19 protein-coding genes, 5 tRNA genes and 1 other RNA gene are annotated in these 17,044 nt (G+C 39.0%); 4 read left to right on the forward strand and 21 right to left on the reverse strand.

Annotation, left to right across the window (positions count from 1 at the left end; translation table 11 throughout):
• Positions 1-23: 23 nt before the first annotated feature.
• From ssrS to ACE1TH_RS07910, 12 genes are all read right to left on the reverse strand, one after another.
• A non-coding RNA gene (ssrS, locus tag ACE1TH_RS07855) (6S RNA) lies at positions 24-204 on the reverse strand.
• 51 nt (positions 205-255) lie between these two features.
• Positions 256-1,542 carry an MFS transporter gene (locus ACE1TH_RS07860; RefSeq protein WP_099300439.1) on the reverse strand — a complete coding sequence of 429 codons (1,287 nt, stop codon included), beginning with the start codon at positions 1,540-1,542 and terminating at the stop codon, positions 256-258.
• A 113-nt stretch (positions 1,543-1,655) separates the two neighbouring features.
• A complete protein-coding gene (locus ACE1TH_RS07865; RefSeq protein ID WP_176554193.1) occupies positions 1,656-1,808 on the reverse strand; it encodes a hypothetical protein in 153 nt (50 codons plus the stop codon).
• Between the two features lie 99 nt (positions 1,809-1,907).
• On the reverse strand, positions 1,908-2,516 hold the full coding sequence (sodA, locus tag ACE1TH_RS07870) for a superoxide dismutase SodA (RefSeq protein WP_099300438.1): 609 nt from the start codon (positions 2,514-2,516) through the stop codon (positions 1,908-1,910).
• 178 nt (positions 2,517-2,694) lie between these two features.
• Positions 2,695-2,784: transfer RNA gene (locus ACE1TH_RS07875), tRNA-Ser, on the reverse strand.
• 3 nt (positions 2,785-2,787) lie between these two features.
• Positions 2,788-2,864, reverse strand: a tRNA-Ile gene (locus ACE1TH_RS07880).
• Positions 2,865-2,875: 11 nt separating this feature from the next.
• Positions 2,876-2,951 (reverse strand) — tRNA-His (locus tag ACE1TH_RS07885).
• 21 nt (positions 2,952-2,972) lie between these two features.
• A tRNA-Met gene (locus ACE1TH_RS07890) sits at positions 2,973-3,049 on the reverse strand.
• 3 nt (positions 3,050-3,052) lie between these two features.
• Positions 3,053-3,127, reverse strand: a tRNA-Asn gene (locus ACE1TH_RS07895).
• Positions 3,128-3,229: 102 nt separating this feature from the next.
• The gene (locus ACE1TH_RS07900) at positions 3,230-4,855 is read right to left on the reverse strand and encodes a Na/Pi cotransporter family protein (protein ID WP_375078683.1); all 1,626 of its coding nucleotides are present in this window, start codon (positions 4,853-4,855) and stop codon (positions 3,230-3,232) included.
• 315 nt (positions 4,856-5,170) lie between these two features.
• Positions 5,171-5,836, reverse strand: coding sequence for an NfeD family protein (locus ACE1TH_RS07905; RefSeq protein ID WP_099300436.1), 666 nt, complete (start codon positions 5,834-5,836; stop codon positions 5,171-5,173).
• Positions 5,837-5,935: 99 nt separating this feature from the next.
• On the reverse strand, positions 5,936-6,817 hold the full coding sequence (locus tag ACE1TH_RS07910; protein WP_375078684.1) for a DUF1002 domain-containing protein: 882 nt from the start codon (positions 6,815-6,817) through the stop codon (positions 5,936-5,938).
• Positions 6,818-7,053: 236 nt separating this feature from the next.
• Between ACE1TH_RS07910 and ACE1TH_RS07915 the strand changes: the two genes are divergently transcribed.
• Positions 7,054-7,395 carry a hypothetical protein gene (locus tag ACE1TH_RS07915; protein WP_099300435.1) on the forward strand — a complete coding sequence of 114 codons (342 nt, stop codon included), beginning with the start codon at positions 7,054-7,056 and terminating at the stop codon, positions 7,393-7,395.
• Between the two features lie 108 nt (positions 7,396-7,503).
• Positions 7,504-8,607, forward strand: a complete 1,104-nt coding sequence (gene ispG / locus ACE1TH_RS07920; protein WP_099300434.1) for a flavodoxin-dependent (E)-4-hydroxy-3-methylbut-2-enyl-diphosphate synthase — start codon at positions 7,504-7,506, stop codon at positions 8,605-8,607.
• Positions 8,608-8,644: 37 nt separating this feature from the next.
• Here ispG and ACE1TH_RS07925 read toward each other — a convergent pair whose 3' ends face one another.
• Positions 8,645-9,064, reverse strand: a complete 420-nt coding sequence (locus ACE1TH_RS07925) for a hypothetical protein (RefSeq protein WP_099300433.1) — start codon at positions 9,062-9,064, stop codon at positions 8,645-8,647.
• 78 nt (positions 9,065-9,142) lie between these two features.
• Between ACE1TH_RS07925 and ACE1TH_RS07930 the strand changes: the two genes are divergently transcribed.
• On the forward strand, positions 9,143-9,718 hold the full coding sequence (locus ACE1TH_RS07930; protein WP_375078685.1) for a hypothetical protein: 576 nt from the start codon (positions 9,143-9,145) through the stop codon (positions 9,716-9,718).
• A gap of 22 nt (positions 9,719-9,740) precedes the next feature.
• Here the strand turns inward: ACE1TH_RS07930 and ACE1TH_RS07935 are convergent, their stop codons facing one another.
• The 6 genes from ACE1TH_RS07935 to ACE1TH_RS07960 all read right to left on the reverse strand — a co-directional run bounded on the left by ACE1TH_RS07935 (position 9,741) and on the right by ACE1TH_RS07960 (position 14,178).
• Complete coding sequence (locus tag ACE1TH_RS07935; RefSeq protein WP_099300431.1) at positions 9,741-9,947, reverse strand: DUF1540 domain-containing protein; 207 nt, start codon at positions 9,945-9,947, stop codon at positions 9,741-9,743.
• A gap of 119 nt (positions 9,948-10,066) precedes the next feature.
• Positions 10,067-10,483, reverse strand: coding sequence for a Fur family transcriptional regulator (locus ACE1TH_RS07940; protein WP_099300430.1), 417 nt, complete (start codon positions 10,481-10,483; stop codon positions 10,067-10,069).
• Positions 10,484-10,530: 47 nt separating this feature from the next.
• Positions 10,531-11,415: a metal ABC transporter permease gene (locus ACE1TH_RS07945; RefSeq protein WP_375078686.1), complete on the reverse strand. Its 885-nt coding sequence runs from the start codon at positions 11,413-11,415 to the stop codon at positions 10,531-10,533.
• On the reverse strand, positions 11,408-12,178 hold the full coding sequence (locus tag ACE1TH_RS07950) for a metal ABC transporter ATP-binding protein (protein ID WP_373454082.1): 771 nt from the start codon (positions 12,176-12,178) through the stop codon (positions 11,408-11,410). The genes ACE1TH_RS07945 and ACE1TH_RS07950 overlap by 8 nt, the downstream gene beginning before the upstream one ends.
• Before the next feature lie 121 nt (positions 12,179-12,299).
• The gene (locus tag ACE1TH_RS07955) at positions 12,300-13,007 is read right to left on the reverse strand and encodes a lytic transglycosylase domain-containing protein (RefSeq protein WP_099300427.1); all 708 of its coding nucleotides are present in this window, start codon (positions 13,005-13,007) and stop codon (positions 12,300-12,302) included.
• Positions 13,008-13,125: 118 nt separating this feature from the next.
• Complete coding sequence (locus tag ACE1TH_RS07960; RefSeq protein ID WP_176554192.1) at positions 13,126-14,178, reverse strand: two-component system sensor histidine kinase NtrB; 1,053 nt, start codon at positions 14,176-14,178, stop codon at positions 13,126-13,128.
• Between the two features lie 223 nt (positions 14,179-14,401).
• Here ACE1TH_RS07960 and ACE1TH_RS07965 point away from each other — a divergent pair, with 223 nt between their 5' ends.
• A complete protein-coding gene (locus ACE1TH_RS07965; protein WP_099300425.1) occupies positions 14,402-14,665 on the forward strand; it encodes a DUF2624 family protein in 264 nt (87 codons plus the stop codon).
• Positions 14,666-14,742: 77 nt separating this feature from the next.
• Here the strand turns inward: ACE1TH_RS07965 and ACE1TH_RS07970 are convergent, their stop codons facing one another.
• A complete protein-coding gene (locus tag ACE1TH_RS07970) occupies positions 14,743-15,621 on the reverse strand; it encodes a deoxyribonuclease IV (RefSeq protein ID WP_099300424.1) in 879 nt (292 codons plus the stop codon).
• A gap of 15 nt (positions 15,622-15,636) precedes the next feature.
• Positions 15,637-16,998, reverse strand: coding sequence for a DEAD/DEAH box helicase (locus tag ACE1TH_RS07975; RefSeq protein ID WP_255225077.1), 1,362 nt, complete (start codon positions 16,996-16,998; stop codon positions 15,637-15,639).
• Between the last annotated feature and the right edge of the window lie 46 nt (positions 16,999-17,044).

Below are 17,044 nucleotides of genomic sequence, written 5' to 3' on the forward strand. Positions count from 1 at the left end.
TCCGGATGCCTTCAATTTAAGTAGTCATACCCGCTTGTGCCGTTGCAAATGAATGCTTTACGAACCTACTTTGGTAGGTGGGTGTTCGCAGTTAGAGTTTCGCTGTCCAGTACAAGCTAGCTTAGCGTTGCTCTACTCATGTAAAACTCCCTTTTAACATTCAAGGTTCAAAGCATAAAAAGCTTACGGACACGGCAGGTAATACAATCCTTATTATAAAGTAGAAAGCGAACCCTGTCAAAGAATGTAGAGATTTTACACAGTTTTATCAGGACTGTTTTCCCCTTCCGATTGACTTACATTCGGCATTGGTTCTGGAGGCCTTGTGGGTTGGTTAATGTGTTTAATAAAAAAGTAAATCCACATATGCCCAGACCCTACTACAAGAAGAATGTAAGGAATCGATTGTTCCTCGGGGAAAATCGAGATTACTGCGATAAATAACAGGATTGAGGCAATTCTACCTATGTTCAAAAACCATTCTCGAACAATGATGTACTCGACTCTTAAGTCCGCTGCACGGTGCGCTTTTCCAATCACATCATACGTTAACGATACGTACGGAATAAGTAATAGTGGGTAAGCGATTGAAATAATAATGCCATACACAATTAATTTTGGAAACGTTAAGTTAAATAGCAACAAGAAAATAGCTCCGTAAAGCATTAGACCGCCAATAAGAATTGCTTTCTTTCGATAAGCCACTCTGAGCAATCGTGCTGTTAAGTAGTAAAAAATAAATTGGGTTCCTGACGTCACTAAGCCGTACGTACCTAACGCAAGTTCATTATTGGTGACAATGTAGACCCAAACAACAATAACAAACACAAAGGTACCTTCTCTTAAGCCCTGAGTCACATGTGCCCACGTAATTTTCCGCCAATCCTTATTTTCTTTTCTTTCTTTTAACACTTGTTTGATTTCAAATTTCCCTTTTGCATGACGTTTCCCTAGCCATATCGTTAAAATAACCGCAAGTAAAAAAAGCGTTAAGGAAATCCCGAAGATTAAAAAGTAGCCTTGAAAGCCATTAAGCTTAGTAATCATAATCCCTGCTGTTAAAGGCCCTGTCATTCCAGCGAATGATGTTAACAAGCCTAAAAAGCCATTAAAAAAATCTCTTGTATCCGGTTCTGTCACTTCAAATGTTAATACATTAAACGCCAGCCAATAAAAACCTGTTCCTAGGCCAAGTAAAGAACCTAATAGTAATAAATATTGAGCCGCATTTTCCCCTACCACTAATACGGAAATGTAAAACAACGACATCAAACTAACACCGATACGCAGTACATAAACACGGTCAATGTGTTTTGATAACTTGCCAGCAATTAAAAACGCTAGCGGTTGAAAAATGACCGACATTAAATTATACAAAGCAAGATCGATAAATTGACCAGATTGTTTCCACAAAAAAACATTTACAAACGTATTGGATAAAGCCACGCTCAATGCATAAAGTCCACCAATGGATAATAATAATTTTAGATCTTTTGAAGCAACAACGTGTCCAAATATACTGTCCATCCACTTTTTTGGCATGACCTCACCACCTTAACAGTAGTTTGTCTGTTTCATTTTTGCCTATGCATGGATTTCGGCAATAAAAAAGAAAGGTAAATGATGACATTCACCTTTCTTCTTTTCGCAATCAATTAAAGCTGTTCGCGATTTGCATTCGTATACTCATCTAACGCTTCTCCATGAGAAGACTCGTTTTTAAATTGGCTTAATCGACCCGTTCTTTTTTCGCCATGATTTTTGTTCTCTTTAAATTGGTTGTTTTTCTTTTTATCTTGATTACTCATCTTCATTCCCTCCCATCTTAGAAGGTAGTATGTCACTTTCTAACTCGTTCATATACAAAAAAACCACAAGGATGATCCTTGTGGTTTTGTTTGCGTCAATTATTTTGCTGCTTCGTAACGCTTTGCAACTTCATCCCAGTTTACTACGTTCCAGAACGCTGCAATGTAGTCAGGACGACGATTTTGGTAATTTAAGTAGTAAGCGTGCTCCCAAACGTCTAATCCAAGAACAGGTGTCTTTCCTTCTGTAAGTGGAGAATCTTGGTTTGGTGTGCTCATAATTTCAAGCTTGCCATTGTTTACAACGAGCCAAGCCCAACCTGAACCAAAACGACCTTTTGCTGCATCCGCAAATTTCGTTTTAAATTCATCCAAGCTGCCAAAAGTAGAATCGATATCGTTTGCTAATGAACCAGTTGGAGCACCGCCGCCATTCGGGCTTAGTAACTGCCAGAATAATGCGTGGTTAGCATGTCCACCGCCATTATTACGAACGGCTGTACGAATGTTCTCTGGTACAGAATCTAAGTTCGCAACGAGATCTTCAATCTCTTTGTTCGCAAGATCTTCATGACCTTCTAACGCGGCATTTAAGTTCGTTACGTACGTGTTGTGGTGTTTCCCGTGGTGAATGTTCATTGTTTGCTCATCAATGTGTGGTTCCAATGCATTTGCTGCATAAGGTAATTCTGGTAATTTGTAAGCCATAACTTAAAAACTCCTCCCAAAACTAAACTGATTTTGTTTCTCAATTAGATTACCATTTAACCATGTAAACGGCAACGAATATGCTCATATTCGCTTTCTATTTATACTATTCCCGCACTACATGCAATTAAACATAAAAAAACCTTGGTACAAGACGTCTTGTACCAAGGTTCGCTGACGGAGGAAGAGGGATTCGAACCCCCGCGGGCTTTGACACCCCTGTCGGTTTTCAAGACCGATCCCTTCAGCCGAACTTGGGTATTCCCCCGAGTGGTGGACCCTGTAGGACTCGAACCTACGACCAATCGGTTATGAGCCGAGTGCTCTAACCAACTGAGCTAAGGGTCCACAGATAAAAATGGGGCGACCGATGGGAATCGAACCCACGAATGCCGGAACCACAATCCGGTGCGTTAACCACTTCGCCACGATCGCCAAGGTTAGATAAATATGTAATGGTAGCGGCGGAGGGGATCGAACCCCCGACCTCACGGGTATGAACCGTACGCTCTAGCCAGCTGAGCTACACCGCCAAATGGCTCCACAGGCAGGATTCGAACCTGCGACCGATCGGTTAACAGCCGATAGCTCTACCACTGAGCTACTGTGGAATAATATCCCTGCCCTTTGTTAAGGACAAGAGTTATATTATCATGTATCTTTACATTGTGCAATACTTTTTTTAAAAAAGATCGGGCTTAGCCCGATCTTTCTTACTGCTCATCAATAACCGCTTCTGCAATGTTTACAGAATGATCACCGATTCGCTCAAGGTTTGAGATAATATCTACGAAGATAATCCCTGCTGCACCTGAGCATTCTCCGTCGTTCATACGTTTAATATGTTGTTTCCGGAGCTTTCTTTCCATTTTATCAATTAACTCTTCGTGTTTTAACACATCATTTGCTTTATCAATATCATCTTTTTCAAGAGAATCCATTGCTTCTTCCAATGTTGAATACGTTAAATTAAACATTTCATTTAAATCCTTTAACGCAATATCAGACAAGGCTACTTTGTTTGCTTTTTGATAATCTTTTAGTTCAACGATGTTTTCCATATGATCGCCAATACGCTCTATATCACGAACAGCATTCAATAACGTTGAATGTAGGTTCGAATCCGATGCAGAAAGAGAACGGGATGATACTTTTACAAGGTAGTCGGTAATCTCTTTGTCCAGATTATTAATCGCAAGTTCGTATTGAAGTGCAAGATCTGCATCTTTCTTCTCACCTGTCTCCATATACTTAATTGCTTGTTTTAACCCTTTTTTCGAGTAGTCGGCCATGTGAATCACTTCTTGCTTGGCTTGTCCAAGCGCAATAGCCGGTGAGCTTCCTATGAAAACAGGATCTAAATGTTTTGGTTTGTAATCCAAATCAAGCTCTTGACCTGGAACAAGTTTTGTTACAACGTAAGCCAGCACACCAATTAATGGGAATTGAATAATGACATTCGCTACATTGTAAACACCGTGCGCAGCGGCGATTTCAAGAGTATTACTTAAATTAAATTGGTTCCCTAAAAAGTCTACAAACGATACAAAGAACGGGAAGACAGACATAACCAAAATGGCGCCAAACAAGTTAAATACGACATGGGTTAACGCTGCTCGTCGTGCCGCAACCGTTGCACCAATTGCTACTAAAACGGCTGTTAAGGTCGTCCCAATATTATCACCAATTAAGACCGGTAAAGCAGCTGATAAATCCATTGCTCCTTGTTCATACAATTGCTGGACTAACCCTATGGCAGCTGTAGAACTTTGCAAGGCAACAGCTAGAATGACACCGACCACAACACCTAATAATGGATTATCACTCATTCGCGCTGTAAAGTCGACGAACGGTTCCCATCCAGCTAATGGACGTAGACTTTGACCCATTAAGCTAAGACCATAAAATAGTCCACCAAAACCAAAGATTACTTGCCCAATCGCGTTTACGCGTTTCTTCTTAAAGAAGAAAAGTAAAAAGGCTCCGACTGCCATAATAGGCAAAGCGTACTCACGAATCGGCAAACCAATGATAAATGCGGTTGTTGTTGTACCAATATTTGCACCCATAATAACACCAATTGCTTGTCTTAACGTCATAAACCCTGCGTTTACAAGACCAATTGTTAATACGGTTGTTGCCGTGCTACTTTGCAGTAAAATCGTTACAACAATACCTGAAAGTAGACCCATAAAAGGATTGGTTGTGTATTTATCTAATAACCCTCTTAATCCGTCTCCTGCTGTTTTCTGCAACCCGTCTCCCATATACTTTACGGAAAACAGGAAGATTCCGATCCCCCCTAGGAACGTAAACAGCAATACTTGAAACTCGCTCACTCATCTCATCCCTTCATAAAAAAACTCATGTAGGTTTTCATTTCGACAAACCTCAACAATGATGTTCCGAATCTATTATTAAACGATCACAAAGAATTTGTAAACAAGCTTTTAAATATCTTTACACTTTTTTTACAAAGCAACCCGAACAAATCTTTAAACTCCCATTACTTTTCCACAAAAAGTAAAATTAATCCCCATTTCATTGAATTTCAACATTGTTGTTCCATGCTACCACTCAAAAATGCTCACGTTGTCTTAGATCGAATCATGTTTGAAACATAAAAAAGTCAGCTTGCTCAAAGCAAGCTGATTCTAGTTTTCTTCTTCTGGTTGAGTTTGTTGTTTTTGTTCTGCACGTCTGACTAAAATTCTTGTACCATCAACAGATACAACGTCCACTTCTGTCTCCGCTTCAATCCAAACACTTCCACTTGTTGCACTATACGGTTCACCATCAATTTCCACTGTACCAGTTGGTCGAAATGCGGTTAATGCTTTGCCTTTTTTTCCAACTAGTTCTTTATACCCTTCATTAATTGAATTGTAGCCAGCTTCTGAAGAAAGGGATTCTTTCAACGTCATTTTCGACCACATATTTCTGTGCGGAAATACTTTCAAGAAAAGGAGCGATGCAAATGCACCAATTACAGTACCCATACCAACAAGAATGCTGTATACCATGTCTGGAGCCGGTACAGCTAATCCAATAATCATAAACAGTACACCAATCGCTGCAATGGTACCATCTGATGTCACATTTCCATCAAAAATAATGAGCGCGAGTCCAATTAAATAGAAGATGATGACCCACGTGCTTGCATCTCCATTTAAGTGGTGCAAGAAATATACACTTATTAATCCGAGTCCGAGTAAGCCAAAAAGACCTCTAGCTCGAACGAGGAGTTCTCCTATTAAAAACAATGTCCCAATTGTTACAACAAGAAATCCAACAGTTGCTGAATCTAACCAGTCAATCAAGATAGTGACCTCCATTCTTATGATTTAACGATTCTTTCCTTTTTACGTGTCTTCCCTAAAAAAAGTTTCAAAAAACAAAAATAGGGGGTTATCCCCCTATTATGAACTAAAAAAGCTGCGAATGGAATTGAAAAAACTTTTTCCTGCCTCTATCATTCTGTCGAAAAATGAGCGTGCTTCGTCACTTTCTAGAAAGCCACTAAGGTTTTCACGAACTTTATCAATTTGGCTTGAAACGGCGTCCCAGTCAATATTCAATTCTTTCATTTTCATGAACAACGCAGATAGATCATTCACTTGTGTTTCAGTGAGCGTCACATTAATTTCTTCTGCTAGTTGAATAATAATGGTTTTCATTTCCTCTTCAGATTCAATTGATGTTGACGCAATTTCTTCTTTAATTAAGGTTATAAGTTCCGCCGCTTCTTCTTCTCCGATTGAATCTCCAAGCTCTGCCGTACGGATCATTTCTTCATTTGCAACGTTTTTTTGCTCTTCAGGGATTACTTGGTCAGTCGCAGATTCATACGCTTTAATTAGCCCGGTTAAAGCCGCTGTACCTGACACATCAAACGGAGCCGTCACATGTACTTCAGCATCTTTAATCCCTGCTGTAATTAAAGAATTTGCATACATCTCATTCGTAACCCATGTAATATGATCAGAGGTTACATGAATGCCTGTATCTGTTTCGCCTAACGTAATTTTTGAAGAGGATAAAGCACGACTTCCGATTGTTTGCGCGCTAATATAGTCACCTAAATATTTATGTTCTTCTTCATTCGTCACATACAGAGTTGGAACATTTTCATCCACATTCATCCGACTTAAGATCTCGTTGGCCTGCTGTTTCGATAAATCTTGACCTAATGTCACAACCACATCTCCAGGAGCAGCATCTGCGTTTGCTACATTTACACTAAAATGAGTAATTAAAATGAATGTCATGAAAATACCAAATAGTTTTAAAGCTCGATTCAATTAGGATTCCACCTTTCATGCTTTCCTATATCAAACGTTACCTTTTTACCAGCTTTCAGAAAAGCTACGAAAGTCCTAGTTTACTGTTTAATACTGTGTATGTTTTGTTTCAACTATGTATAAATGAAGGAAACTTAACGAGTTAGAAGGTGCAGGAATATTTGCACAAACCTTGAATACATATGAATAGCTGAAGAAACATGAGACGATGTTTCTATGAAGGAGTGTGACGACTGTTGAAGCGCCTTGTTTATCTTGCGATCGCGATTATCGTTATTTTAGGTATCCAAAACGATTTAACAGGCTCAACATTGTCAAACTTAGTCCAACAGGATGACAACACATCAGAAGCACAAACAAATCAAACAGAAGAGGACCCACCTCCTATCCCCTCTCAAGAAGTCATAATTGAAAGTGGACAAACCGTTCTGTCGATTGTCGAGCGACTGCATAACGGACAAGTTGATCAATCCATCCAAGAAATATTAGCCGATTTTTCGGTGTTAAATGATGGAATTAATCCAAATGAGATTCAAATTGGGCAGACCTATCGTTTTCCACTTTATACGAAACAATAAGTGAATTTCCTTGCCAGATTGCACAAGTGATTGATAAAATAAGCATGTGTCTTCACTAAAGTGGAGAAAAAGACGGGCACGATGCCCCGCAAAGGAGCGATATGGTCTATGACCGAAAGAGTTCATCGAAAAAATACTCGTCCCGTTAAAGTGGGAAATTTAACGATTGGCGGTAATGATGAAGTAATCATCCAAAGTATGACAACAACAAAGACTCATGATGTTGATGCTACCGTTGCGGAAATTGAAAGACTTGAGGAAGCAGGCTGCCAAGTTGTTCGGGTTGCTTGTCCAGATATGCGCGCTGCAGAAGCCATAGCCGAAATCAAAAAAAGAATTAATATTCCTTTAGTAGTAGACATCCACTTCAATTATAAATTCGCATTAAAAGCTATAGAAGGTGGAGCGGATAAAATCCGTATCAACCCAGGAAACATCGGAAAGCGCGAAAATGTTGAAGCGGTTGTTAAAGCTGCCAAAGAAAAAGGCATTCCGATTCGGATCGGTGTGAACGCCGGTTCGCTTGAGCGCCATCTTTTAGAAAAATATGGTTATCCAACGGCTGACGCCATGGTTGAAAGCGCCCTTCACCATATTAAAATCCTTGAAGACCTCGATTTCCATGACATCATTGTTTCAATGAAAGCATCTGATGTGCATTTAGCAGTTGAAGCGTATGATAAAGCAAGTCAAGCTTTTGATTATCCTCTTCATTTAGGAATTACAGAGTCTGGTACTCTTTTTGCTGGAACAGTAAAAAGTGCTGCCGGTATCGGCATTTTACTCAATATGGGGATTGGAAACACATTACGTATTTCTCTTTCTGCAGATCCTGTTGAAGAAGTAAAAGTAGCACGAGAGTTGCTTAAATCCTTTGGTCTAGCTGCTAACGCTGCTACACTTATTTCTTGTCCTACATGTGGTCGAATCGAAATTGACCTCATTAGTATTGCAAATGAAGTGGAAGAGTATATCGCCAGCGTAAAAGCGCCGATTAAAGTTGCCGTCCTCGGATGCGCAGTAAACGGACCTGGTGAAGCTCGAGAAGCAGACATCGGGATTGCCGGTGCACGCGGAGAAGGCCTTCTCTTCATGAAAGGTGAAATTGTCCGTAAAGTACCAGAAGAAACGATGGTCGATGAACTTAAAAAAGAAATCGATAAAATGGCAGAAGCGCATTACGCAAAACAACGAGAAGAACAACTTAATTAAAGCAAAACCGACTCTCTCGGGAGTCGGTTTTTCCTATTTATAAAAACGGAGTAATAATCAATGTGGATAATACAGAAATGGCGCCAATTACGATCGCCCATATCCCCAATGATTTCCGTCCTTTTACAATCGCGATAATGCCTGATATAATCCCAATTGGGCCTAATAGAAGCGGTACTAAAAATAATGAAGTGATGGCGAAAACGATGCCCATCGTTCCAATTCCTTTTCCAGCGCTACTGTCACCATAATCTTCGCCTTCATTTAAATCATCTGGCGTAAATTCATTGGCGTATTCTTCATGATAATCTTGTTTTTCTTTGGCATCATAAACATACTCGGAACCTTTTTCACCGTCGTGTCCATCAACATGTGTGTTTAAAAAAGTTAATGAAGGATCATCTTTATCAACCAATGTTAATGGTTGTTTATGCTTTTTCTTTTGCTGATCACTCATCATAAATCCCCCTTTCTTAGGTGTAGTATTTCTCTTTCTGACGCAAACATTCTTATGAAATCATACGAGGTGCAAACAATGAAAAGACGATTAGGTTTTGATATTGACGGAACCATTACAGATCCTGCAACGTTTATTCCCTATATTAACCAAGATTTTAATACAAGCTTTAAACTAGATGACATTTCTGAGTACGACCTATCTAATTTATTAAATATAGAAGAAGCCGATTTTTGGAAGTGGATGTTAAAAAATGAACCGACGATATACAGCAATGCGCCACTTATTAAGAAGGTCGATCAAATTCTAAGTAAATGGAACGTAGATCACGACCTTATTTTTATTACAGCTCGCAAAAAGCAATACAAAGCCATTACACTCGATTGGTTAAAGAAGAACGACATTCCTTTTCAACATGTTGAACTCATTGGTCACCATAATAAGATTGAAGCTGTTAAAGAACAAAACGTCGAAATCTTTTTTGAAGATAAACATGACAATGCGGTCATGATTGCCGAAGAATGCAGGATTCCCGTTATTTTGTTTGATACGCCATACAATCGTTTACCGGTACCTGAACAAGTCATTCGCGTGACAAATTGGACAGAAGCTGAGGCCTGGGTTGAGTCGTGGATAAAAAATAAAACTCTCTAGTGCGATGACTAGAGAGTTTTTATTAATGCTTAGGTTCAAACGTGTGACAGCATGTTTCTTCACTCTTTTTCACTTCACCTAACTCATCTGTTCCTAATTCTTCACTTGTTTCCATGTCATAGGAAGACTCCAATTTATCCGTTTGGACCAAAATCTTATCTGCACCACACTGGTTTTCTTCTTTCCAATGGAGACAGCTTGAAACGTTACACATTACAACTGGTGACATCTAATCCCCCCTTGTGTTTATAGGTTCTCCCAAGCGTTTGATCTCATAACGCGTAAAAGATGGGAATTATGCGCGCAAAAAAAAGCAGAGATGCCGCGTAGCCATCTCTACTTTTATGTTTACTGTTGACAAGCTTGACACATGCCATAAATTTCAAATTTATGACCAGTGACTTGAAAGTTAGGAAACCGATTGAATAACTCCTCGTCCATTGGACAATTATGAAAGTGCTCTGTTTTCCCACAATCTAAGCAAATTAAATGGTGATGGTGTTCTGATGTTCGACAACTAAATCGAAATCGTTTTTCACCCTCGAGCTCCGTTGTTTCTAATAAATCCAAATCAGCGAACAACGATAAATTACGGTAAATCGTATCAAAACTTAATGAAGGGTATTGGTCATGCATATTTTCCAATACATCTTTAGCGGTCATGTAGCGAGAATCATTTGCGAACAAACGCAGCATGTCTTCTCGTTTATCTGTATACTTGTACCCTTTTTCTTTTAAGCGATTAAGTGCATGTGAAACATCCATTCAATCAACCCTCTTCTTTGACTTCTTGCTTTTTAGTGTAACGAATTTTATTCGGATTGGCTAGTAGGTTGCGTTCTTTTTTTCAACGGAAAGCGCCCTTGCTTTGCACGATTTCGACCAAATAAGATGGAAAATAATAAGATCAATACTGCTAGAAGTACAATCACTCCACCTGGAGCTAAATTCAGCTGAAATGCAAGCATTAGGCCGCCAATTACTGCAACTTCTCCAAAAATAACTGCGTAAAAGAACAATTGCTTAAACCCTTTCGCGAATCGCATTGCGCTCGCAACAGGTAAAGTCATTAAAGCAGAGACGAGTAAAATTCCCACTACTCGCATTGAAGCCGCGATAACAAGCGCAACCATAACCATAAAAATTAAATGAACGAGACGTCGATTAACCCCTGATACACGCGCTTGCTCTTCATCAAATGATAGAAAGAATAATTCTTTATAAAAAATGATCAAAATAAATAGTACAACAACAGTAATAACTGTAATTGTAATAAAGTCACTGCGGTTAACAGCAATTACAGACCCAAATAAATAATTTAATAAATCTGTGTTAAATCCATTAGCCATCGAAATAAATACAACGCCTAATCCTATACCAGCCGACATGATAATTGGAATGGCAATCTCTTTATAATGCACATACACTTGTCGTAATTTCTCCATAAAGAGTGACCCACTTACTGAAAAGACCATCCCCATATAAAGCGGGTTAACCCCTTGCATAAACGGAATATAGCTTCCGAGCAAGAGACTAAAAGCAATACCAGATAAGGTGATGTGCGATAAAGCATCTGCAATTAAAGACATTCTTCTCACAACTAAAAAGACTCCTAATAAAGGAGCAAGTAACCCAATCATTACACCAGTCAATAACGCATATTGCAGAAAATCATAAGTTAAAAAAGCATTAAGCATGGTGGACTCCTTCATGACTGTGGGTTAACAAATGAACATCATGTCCATAAAAATCCAGCTTGTCTTTTTTCGCAGCAAATTCTTCGGTTTTTCCGTGAAAATGGATTGTCCGGTTTAAGCAAGCTACTTTGTTTACATGATCCGTCATCGCCCCGATATCATGAGAAATTAATAGAAGGGTTTTTCCTAAATCACGATTTAATTCGTGCAGCAAGCCATAAAACGATGCAACGCTTTTCGCATCAATTCCCACCGTCGGTTCATCAAGAATCAGCAAATCTGGGTCGCTCACGAGCGCTCGCGCAATAAAGACACGTTGCTGTTGACCACCAGAAAGTTCTCCGATATTTTCATACAAGTACTCCGTCATATCTACTTGCTCAACAGCACGGAACACCATTTCTTTATGCTTTTTCTTCATGAAACGAAAAAGCCCTACTTTTCCGAACAAGCCCATTGATACAACTTCGTAAACAGTGGCAGGAAAACCACTGCTAAAGCTATTTGCTTTTTGTGACACATAGCCAATACGGTCCCATTGATGAAAATGCTCTATCGAGTCATCAAATACTTTGACCGTACCTTCTGTTGGTCGCAGTAAGCCAAGCATCATTTTTATTAATGTTGACTTCCCAGATCCATTCGGACCAACCAATCCAAGGAAATCACCTTTTTTTATTGTTAATGAAACGTCACTGAGTACCGGACGTCGCCCGTAAGCAAATGTTATATTCTCTAAGGAAACATAGTTTTCGCGAATCATTTCCATCCCCCTATTCAGAATGATTCCGATTTATCTTCAACCTATTATACTCTTTTTTTCTCATTTGTCCAGCCATGTTTCTGCATTTTTAACAAAACAAAAACGGCACGTTGGCCGTTTTTTAAAAGAGGTCATGGGTTTTTGCTTGTTTTTGAATTGTCACTGCGTATTCGCTTTTAGCATGTCCATTTTCTGCTATATAGGCTTGCATCCCGCCCATTCCTCGATGATATGCAGTTAAAGCTTGATCCCAATTGTCATATTGGTCATGCAAAAACGACAAGTACTGTACCGATAAATGAATGGCGTAATAGGGATTAAATAAATAGTCTTTTTCATAATCTAAACTCGCCATATCTGCAATCCACGGTGCGGTATTCGTCATAAATTGTGCCATACCATAAGCATGCCCATACTTTGTTTCTGGTCCGATCGCATTCTCATCAAACGTATGGCCACTTTCAACTTTTAGAAGTTCGTAAACAAGAAACGGATCTACATCTTCTTGCTCAGCGATAAGTCCAAGATACATGCCCCAACGCTCTTCGAAGTGCCCTTCACTCTCTTCATGAAGAAAGCCACCAAGCTGTTCAGCATCTTCCCATGCATGTTTGTTATCTTCATATGAAGGAAGAGAGTCCAACGACCCATCATGAAACATGGTAATCTCTTCTTTAATATGCTCATAATCTTCTTCTAATGGATCATAGGAATTACCATAAGCACGTTCCTCCAGTTGTCCATTTGTAAGATGATTTGTATATAAAAATAGGCCAATAACAGGTCCTAATAAACATAATAAAATAAGCTTTTTTCGGTTTCGTTCCATACAAACGTCCTCCTCCTTTAGCTCCAAAGTAGAATAGACGATATCGATACGAACGTCAAGCGCTAAGATCTTCCAACAAACAAAAAGCCTATAATAAGGCTACATCCAAAAAGTCTTGTTAGACAAGCAAAGGAAACGTAATCACAACTTTTGTCCCCACATCACGTTCACTTGAGACATAAAAATGACCACCATGGTCTTCAACGATTTTTTTACATAGTGGAATACCGACACCCGTTCCTTTTTCTTTCGTCGTAAAAAAAGGTTTCCCGAGTTGTTCAACAACTTCTTTAGGCATGCCTTTGCCATTATCAATTAATTCAATATGTACAAACTCCCCTACTTCCTTGCTTGATACTTTTAAATACTTGTAGGAAGCGCGCTCATCAAATGCTTCAATCGCGTTTCTAAGTAAATTGAGCATCACTTGTTTAAACATCGATTCGTTCACATAGCATAGCGCAAAGGACTTATCAAAATTTACCTGTAGCTCCACACTGTGCAACAGACACTCCGCTTTCATTAATTCCACTAATGACTGGATGAGGTTAGAGGGGGATTGCCATTTTCGGTTTGATTTTTTTCGAGAAACGGATAAAAAGTCTTCAATGATAATGTTCATTCGATTAAGCTCAGAGATGATGGTGTTGTAATATTTTTGAAAATCACACGTTAAATGCGATAGCTGTAAAAAGCCTTTGATAACTGAAAGCGGGTTACGCAATTCATGGGCAACACTAGCAGCAATATGAGACACCGCTTGCATTTGGTGTTGAAACGTCAATAATTCCTCATATTTCGTTTGCAAAGATAAATCTTCTAACATAATAAAATAACAGACACGCTCATTTTCCACTTCTGGAATAAAAGTAATATTAAGTACACTTCCCTCATTCTCATAAATATTTTTTGTGATTTGCACATATTTAGAGCTGAGTTCAAGTTGATTAAGAAAAAACTCTGCAATATCATGACTGATCGCTAACTCTTTGAGTGAAGAATGTTGAAGTTCTTCTTTTTTAATGTCTGTTAAAAAACTAAACATTTCATTCCAAGATAAAACTTTCAACGTTTGATCTACTTTTAAATATGGTAAATTTAACTCTTCAATAAGCGTGAACATCGTTTGATTACGATAGTCTTGCTTTCCAATTATCTCTTTGTGCAACATATCAGTACTCCTATTAGGGCCATTTTTGTAAAGCTGGTTTTGGTTCATAGATCTTCTGGCCCCCCTTATCATTAATCAGAATAACAAATAATAAAACACTTTTCCGAATCTCCTATATTTTACTCTTATTCGTGAAAAGAGACGTTAACTCCTTTTTTTGTTCTGTTTTTTCTTTCACAACATACAGTAAAAGAGACTTTCTATTTTAAGGAGCGGTGCCATCATGAACTTCATCATGCAACAGCTCGTGAACCAAAAAATTAATTCAATTAGTAAAGAAGAATTTATGCAACTTGCCGAGAAACAAGGTTACCCATTATCAAGTGAACAGGCAGATAGCGTCCTTCGCATTTTACGGCAACAAACCATTAATGTTGGAAATAAAAAACAAGTCGAATCCATTATTTATCAATTAACAAAAGAAACAGATTCCTATGTTTCTTCAACCGTTTCCCAGCTGTTCCAGAAATACAACCATATGCTTTAAATGGTTTCTTGCCATTATTTTACCATTAGATAATAAAAAGAGCACCTCGTTTTTTCAAACTAGAGGTGCTCTTTTTATTATTTTTCGATAAGATCGCTCCGCTCTCTTCTTAATAACGCAATTTCGTGCTCATAAGGTGGCTTACGGTCTTTTTTGTCAACCCCGATAAACGGCGTTTCTAAAATTTTTGGGACATCTTTAAACTGATCATGATGAACAATATAATCAAGTGCCTTTAAACCAATATATCCATGTCCAATGTTTTCATGTCGGTCTTTTTGCGCGTGTCGTTCATTTTTTGAATCATTAACGTGAACAACTTTTATTCGATCAGCACCAATAATTTTGTCAAAAGACTCTAATACGCCGTCAAAGTCTTCCACAAGATTGTAGCCAGCATCATGCGTATGACATGTATCAAAACAAACAGATAATCGTTCGTTATGCGTGACTCCCGCAATGATCTCAGCCAGTTCTTCAAATGTCCGTCCACATTCAGAACCTTTACCGGCCATTGTTTCAAGCGCAATTTGCACATCTCTTTTTTCTGTTAAGACTTCGTTTAATCCTTCGATAATCTTCTTAATTCCAGCTTCCGGACCAGCACCTACGTGCGCTCCAGGGTGCAAGACAATTTGTTTCGCACCAAGAGCTTCTGTCCGTTCAATCTCTGAACGTAAGAAATCCACACCTAGTTTAAACGTTTCGGGCTTCTGCGTGTTTGCAATATTTATAATGTAAGGTGCATGAACGACAATGTCACGAATACCATGCTCTTCCATGTGCTGTTTTCCAGCTTCAATATTCAACTCTTCAATTGCTTTACGTCGCGTGTTTTGCGGTGCACCTGTGTAAATCATAAACGTGTTCGCACCATAAGCAGCCGCTTCTTCACTCGATTGAAGCAACATCTTTTTTCCACTCATCGATACATGTGATCCTAATAACAAAGACATTATCTGAACTCTCCTTTACTTGCTTTTACGGGAACGTGCTTTATTATCTCTTCGATGTTTCTTTTCCTGCGCGACACGCGCTTTTCGTTTGTATGCAGGTTTAACTTTTTTCGCTTTGGCTTTTGCTTTTCCACCAGTTCTTTCTTGTGGCTGCGATTTCGAGGCTGAATTTGACTGTCTTTTTTCATTAGTAGCTGGTTTTTTTTGCGAAAAGCCACCACTACCGATAGGCCCTTTAACTTGCTGCCATTCTCCATCTTTGAACTCCACAAACGTGAATGGAATTCCTTTGCTTGCAAGTTTGCCACATGCATACTCGTCCGTTTTTTCAAATAGAGACATCGCAAGACCATCTGCGCCTGCACGAGCGGTACGACCTACTCGATGAACATAAAAATCTAAATCTGCAGGAAATTCGTAGTTAATGACATGAGTAACACCTTTAATATCCATGCCTCTAGCTGCAAGATCAGAAGCAACTAAATACTGCACACTGGCATCATCTACTTTTTTCATCACTTTTCTACGCTCGCGTGAAGCAAGTCCACCATGAAGTCGTTCGATGTTTAATCCTTCTTTTGCTAGTTCATCTGCTACAATATCCGCTTGCTCTTTTGTGTTTACAAATACTATCGCTAAATAAGGATTAATGTTACGTACCAATTCTTTTAACACGGTTAGCTTTTCTTTGTGACGAACAGGGACCAGCTGGTGTTTGACCGCCTTAGCAGCCAAAGCTTCAGGCTGTACATGAACGTGGCGTGGCTGCGTCATATATTTCTTTAAGAACGGTTGAAGCTTTTCTGGAATCGTCGCTGAAAATACAAGCATCTGTAGCTGGTCCGCCATTTTCCCTGCGACTTTATCGACATCTTCAATGAAGCCCATATCAAGCATTTGATCTGCCTCATCAACCACAAGCGTTGTAGCCGTATACGCAAGTAGCGCATTTTGCTGAATTAAATCATTAATTCTACCTGGTGTCCCAACAACAATATGTGGTTGTTTCGTTTTTAAGCGGTCCAGCTGTTTTTGACGGTCCGTACCACCAACATAAAGTTGAGCAGAGACTCCACCTTCAAACGGTTTAATGAGCTTCGCTACCTCATTATATAATTGTGTTGCAAGTTCTCTAGTTGGAGCCGTTATAATGGCTTGAACCTGCTCTTGTTCCCTTTTTAACTTCTCAACAATTGGCAATAAGAAAGCGAACGTTTTTCCAGTTCCTGTTTGCGATTGTCCAATAACGTCTTTACCGTTTAAGATAGCCGGTATAAGGCGTTCTTGTATTTCTGTTGGTTTAGCTATATTGGCATCAACAAGCGCTTGCTGCAATTTATCCGTAATTCCTAGTCTTAAAAAATTTTCTGCATTCATTATTCATTTCCTCTTTTCCAGTTCCTTCATGCAATAGTTCATTTTA

It is taken from the genome of Shouchella sp. JSM 1781072 (assembly GCF_041949915.1).
GTDB lineage: Bacteria > Bacillota > Bacilli > Bacillales > Bacillaceae_D > Shouchella.

Coding starts and splice junctions, on each gene's coding strand:
- ACE1TH_RS07965 (WP_099300425.1), top strand. CDS start 14,402: ATGAACTTCATCATGCAACAGCTCGTGAACCAAAAAATTAATTCAATT.
- ACE1TH_RS07925 (WP_099300433.1), bottom strand. CDS start 9,064: ATGAGTGATCAGCAAAAGAAAAAGCATAAACAACCATTAACATTGGTT.
- ACE1TH_RS07975 (WP_255225077.1), bottom strand. CDS start 16,998: ATGAATGCAGAAAATTTTTTAAGACTAGGAATTACGGATAAATTGCAG.
- ispG (WP_099300434.1), top strand. CDS start 7,504: ATGACCGAAAGAGTTCATCGAAAAAATACTCGTCCCGTTAAAGTGGGA.
- ACE1TH_RS07955 (WP_099300427.1), bottom strand. CDS start 13,007: ATGGAACGAAACCGAAAAAAGCTTATTTTATTATGTTTATTAGGACCT.
- ACE1TH_RS07935 (WP_099300431.1), bottom strand. CDS start 9,947: ATGTCACCAGTTGTAATGTGTAACGTTTCAAGCTGTCTCCATTGGAAA.
- ACE1TH_RS07945 (WP_375078686.1), bottom strand. CDS start 11,415: ATGCTTAATGCTTTTTTAACTTATGATTTTCTGCAATATGCGTTATTG.
- ACE1TH_RS07860 (WP_099300439.1), bottom strand. CDS start 1,542: ATGCCAAAAAAGTGGATGGACAGTATATTTGGACACGTTGTTGCTTCA.
- sodA (WP_099300438.1), bottom strand. CDS start 2,516: ATGGCTTACAAATTACCAGAATTACCTTATGCAGCAAATGCATTGGAA.
- ACE1TH_RS07930 (WP_375078685.1), top strand. CDS start 9,143: ATGAAAAGACGATTAGGTTTTGATATTGACGGAACCATTACAGATCCT.
- ACE1TH_RS07950 (WP_373454082.1), bottom strand. CDS start 12,178: ATGATTCGCGAAAACTATGTTTCCTTAGAGAATATAACATTTGCTTAC.
- ACE1TH_RS07865 (WP_176554193.1), bottom strand. CDS start 1,808: ATGAGTAATCAAGATAAAAAGAAAAACAACCAATTTAAAGAGAACAAA.
- ACE1TH_RS07970 (WP_099300424.1), bottom strand. CDS start 15,621: ATGTCTTTGTTATTAGGATCACATGTATCGATGAGTGGAAAAAAGATG.
- ACE1TH_RS07960 (WP_176554192.1), bottom strand. CDS start 14,178: ATGTTGCACAAAGAGATAATTGGAAAGCAAGACTATCGTAATCAAACG.
- ACE1TH_RS07940 (WP_099300430.1), bottom strand. CDS start 10,483: ATGGATGTTTCACATGCACTTAATCGCTTAAAAGAAAAAGGGTACAAG.